The following is a 4,363-nucleotide window of genomic DNA, read 5'->3' as shown; positions in this document are numbered from 1 at the left end:
CGGTAGGCCGCCGGCAACACGAACAGCGACAGCAGCGGCGCGCTGAGCATGCCGCCGACCATGGGCGCGGCAATGCGGCTCATCACTTCGCTGCCGGTGCCGCCACCGAGGAGGATCGGCAACAAGCCGGCGATGATCACCGCCACGGTCATGGCCTTGGGGCGTACCCGTTGCACCGCGCCTTCGCGGATCGCCTCGATCAGCGCCTGCTCGCTGCTGTCGCCGGCTTCCTCGCGTTCGGTCCAGGCGTTTTTCAGGTAGAGCAGCATGATCACGCCGAATTCCGCGGCCACCCCGGCCAAGGCGATGAAGCCGACCCCGGTGGCCACCGACAGGTGATAGCCGAGCAGGTAGAGGAACCACACCCCGCCGGTCAGGGCGAACGGCAGGGTGGCCATGATCAGCGCCGCCTCGCTGAAACGGGCGAAGCACAGGTAGAGCAAGACGAAGATGATCAGCAGGGTGGCCGGCACCACCAGCTTGAGCCGCGCATTGGCGCGTTCGAGAAACTCGAACTGCCCCGAGTAGCTCAGGCTGATGCCCGGTTGCAACTGCACCTGGGCGTCGATGCCGGTGCGCAAATCGGCCACCACCGAGGCCAGGTCGCGGCCGCGCACATCCACATAGACCCAGCCCGAGGGCCGCGCGTTCTCGCTCTTGAGCATCGGCGGGCCGTCGCTGACCTTGATCCGCGCCACGGTGCCCAAGGTGATCTGGCTGCCGGCCGGGGTGTAGATCGGCAACTGTTCGAGGCCGCTTAGCGAGTCACGCCATTCGCGCGGGTAACGCACGCTGATCGGGAAGCGCGCCAGGCCTTCGATGGTCTCGCCGACATTCTCGCCGCCGATGGCGCTGGAGACGATCGCCTGCACGTCGGCGATGTTCAGGCCATAACGCGCCGCCGCCGCCCGGTCGATATCGACGTCGATATAGCGTCCGCCGGTCAAACGTTCGGCCAGGGCCGAACTCACCCCGGGCACGGTTTTGGCGACCTTTTCGATGGCCTGGGTGGCCTCGTCGATCTGCGCCAGATTAGTGCCGGCGACCTTGACCCCGATCGGGCTCTTGATCCCGGTGGCGAGCATGTCGATGCGATTGCGGATCGGTGGAATCCAGATATTGGTCAGCCCGGGCACCTGCACCACCCGATCCAGTTCCTCCACCAGCTTGTCCGCGGTCATGCCGGCGCGCCACTGATCCTGCGGCTTGAACTGGATGGTGGTCTCGAACATCTCCAGCGGCGCCGGGTCGGTGGCGGTCTCGGCGCGGCCGGCCTTGCCGAACACATGGGCGACTTCCGGTACCGTCTTGATCATGCGGTCGGTCTGCTGCAACAGCTGCGCGGCTTTTTGCGCGGACAAGCCGGGCAGGGCCGAGGGCATGTAGAGCAGATCGCCCTCGTCCAGCGGCGGCAGGAACTCGCCGCCCAGCTGCGACAGCGGCCACAGGGTGCTGAGAAACACCAGCGCCGCAACCAGCAAAGTGGCCTTCGGCCAAGCCAATACCGCGTCCAGTGCCGGCTGGTAGATCCTGATCAGCCCGCGGTTCAGCGGGTTGCGCGCCTCGTCGGGAATCCGCCCGCGAATCCAGTAGCCCATCAGCACCGGCACCAGGGTCACCGACAGCCCCGCCGCGGCGGCCATGGCATAGGTCTTGGTGAAGGCCAGCGGGCCGAACAGGCGGCCTTCCTGGGCCTGCAGGGTGAACACCGGAATAAACGACAGGGTGATGATCAGCAGGCAGAAGAACAGCGCCGGGCCGACTTCCACCGCCGCGTCGGTAATCACCCGCCAGTGATGTTCGCCCTTGAGCTCCTCGCCGGGATGCTCCGCGCGCCAGGCCTCGATCTTCTTGTGCGCGTTTTCGATCATCACCACCGCCGCGTCGACCATGGCGCCGATGGCGATGGCGATGCCGCCGAGCGACATGATGTTGGCGTTGATGCCCTGCTGCTGCATCACGGCGAAGGCGATCAGCACGCCGACCGGCAAGGACACGATGGCCACCAGCGAGGAACGCAGGTGCCAGAGGAAGGCCGCGCAGACCAGCGCCACGACGATGAATTCCTCGATCAGCTTATGGCTGAGGTTGGTCACCGCGCGGTCGATCAGTTGGCTGCGGTCATAGGTGGTGACGATCTCCACCCCCTCCGGCAGGCTGTTTTTCAGTTCCTCGAGCTTGGCCTTGACCGCGGCGATGGTGCTGCGCGCGTTCTTGCCGCTGCGCAGGATCACCACGCCGCCGACCACCTCGCCCTCGCCATCCAGTTCGGCGATGCCGCGGCGCATCTCCGGGCCCAGCTGGATATGCGCCACCTCGCCGAGGGTTACCGGCACACCGCCGGCATCCAGGCGCAGGGGGATGGCGCGAAAGTCGTTGAGGGTCTGCAGATAACCCGAGGCGCGCACCATGAACTCGGTTTCCGCCAGTTCCAGCAGCGCGCCGCCGGTTTCCTGGTTGGCCCGGCCGATGGCCTCCGTCACCTCGGCCTGGGTCAGCCCTAAGCTGGCCAGCTTGATCGGGTCGAGTTGCACCTGGTACTGCTTGACCATGCCGCCGATGGTCGCCACTTCGGCGACGTTGGCCAGGGTCTTCAGCTCGAACTTGAGGAACCAGTCCTGCAGCGCGCGCAACTGCGCCAGGTCGTGCGCCCCGCTGCGGTCGACTAGGGCGTACTGGTAGATCCAGCCGACCCCGGTGGCGTCCGGCCCCAACGCCGGCTTGGCGCTGGCCGGCAAGCGACTCTGGATCTGGCTGAGGTATTCCAGCACCCGCGAGCGCGCCCAGTAGAGGTCGGTGTCGTCCTCGAACAAGACGTAGACGAAGCTGTCGCCGAAGAACGAGTAGCCGCGCACGGTCTTCGCCCCCGGCACCGAGAGCATGGTGGTGGCCAGCGGATAGGTCACCTGATTCTCGACGATCTGCGGCGCCTGGCCCGGGTAGGGCGTGCGGATGATCACCTGCACGTCGGACAGATCCGGTAGCGCATCGATGGGCGTGTTCTGCAGCGACCAGACGCCCCAGGCGGTGGCGAACAGGGTGGCCAGCACCACCAGGAAACGGTTGGCCACCGACCAGCGGATCAGGGCGGCGATCATGGCTGCGCCCCCTGATGGCCGTCATGGCCGCCGCTATCTTCCCGGGGCTTGGCCACCAGGTGCTCGATGCGCTCGATCTGCATGCCCTCGTCGTCGGCGCGCACCCCGACCCGCACCCGGTCGCCGGCTTTGAAACCCTCCAGCAGCGCCGGATCGGCGACCGGAAAGCGCATGCTCATGCCCGGCATGCCCAGGGTCTTGAACGGGCCGTGAGTGAGCATCACCCCATCGTCTTCGATGGCGTCGATCTGCCCTTCGGCTTCGTGCAGGGCCGGTTGCAGTTCGACCTCGGCCGCCGGCGCGCCCAGTTGCTGGGCCAGGATGCCGCGCAAACTGGCTTCGGAATCGAGCAGGAACTGCCCGGAGGCGACCACCTGCTGCCCCTCCTGCAACCCCTCGAGGATCTGCGTGTTGCCCGCGGCCTCGTGACCCAGACGCACTTCCAGCGGGCGGTAACGGCCATCGCCTTCGGCCAGCATCACCAGGGCGCGGCGACCGCTGCGGATCACCGCCTCGCTCGGCACCAACAAGGCATCGCGCTCGGCCGGGCGGGCCAGGCGCACTTGGGCGGTCAGCCCCGGACGCAGGCGGCCATCTGGGTTGGCCAGTTCGACCCGGACGCGCAGGGTACGGCTATCGAGGTTGGCCTGGGGCAGGATGGCGTCGATGCTGCCGCCGAGCACTTCGCCAGGAAAGGCCGGCAAACGCGCCTCGACCAACTGGCCTTGGTGCAGGCCCAGGGCTTCGGCCTCGGGCACCGCCACATCCAGCCACACGCTGCGCAAGCCGTTGATGGTGGCCAGGGTGTCGCCCGCCATCAGGCTCATGCCCTCGCGGACATTGAGTTGTTGCAGCACGCCGGCAATCGGGCTGGTCACCGTCCACAGCGCCTGCACCTTGCCGCTGCGCTCGAAGCGGGCGATCAGCGCCGGCGGCATGCCGGCCAGGCGCAGGCGCTGGCGCGCCGCCGCCAACAGCGCGGGATCGCCGGCATCGCGCAGGGCCAGATACTCTTCCTGGGCACTCACCCACTCGGGCACCAGCAAGTCGGCCAGGGGCGCGCCGGCTTCGAGCAGGTCTTCGGGGGCGCGGGCGTAAACGCGCTCGACGAAACCGCCGCTGCGCGCCTGGATCACGGCGATATCGCGGCTGTTGAAGGTCAGGTTACCGGTCGCTTCCAGGCTGTTGGCCAGCGCCCCACGGGTCACCGGGGCCAGGCGCATGCCGAGGTTCTGGGTGATGCTGGCATCGATGCTGACCGTCGC

The 4,363-nt window shown here is 67.6% G+C and carries 2 protein-coding genes; both read right to left on the bottom strand.

What is annotated here, in order from left to right; all coding sequences use genetic code 11:
* Positions 1-3,098 (bottom strand): efflux RND transporter permease subunit (locus P8H27_RS20425; protein WP_289639580.1); only part of this gene is annotated, 3,098 nt, incomplete at its 3' end.
* Positions 3,095-4,363: efflux RND transporter periplasmic adaptor subunit (locus tag P8H27_RS20420; protein WP_289639578.1), on the bottom strand; the 1,269-nt coding region annotated here is incomplete at its 5' end. The genes P8H27_RS20425 and P8H27_RS20420, both read right to left, overlap by 4 nt.

Origin of the sequence: Pseudomonas sp. sp1636 (genome assembly GCF_030376615.1) — a bacterium.
Lineage (GTDB): Bacteria > Pseudomonadota > Gammaproteobacteria > Pseudomonadales > Pseudomonadaceae > Aquipseudomonas.
The sequence above is the reverse complement of the archived record's forward strand: the minus strand, read 5'-3'. Positions and strand labels throughout refer to the sequence as shown.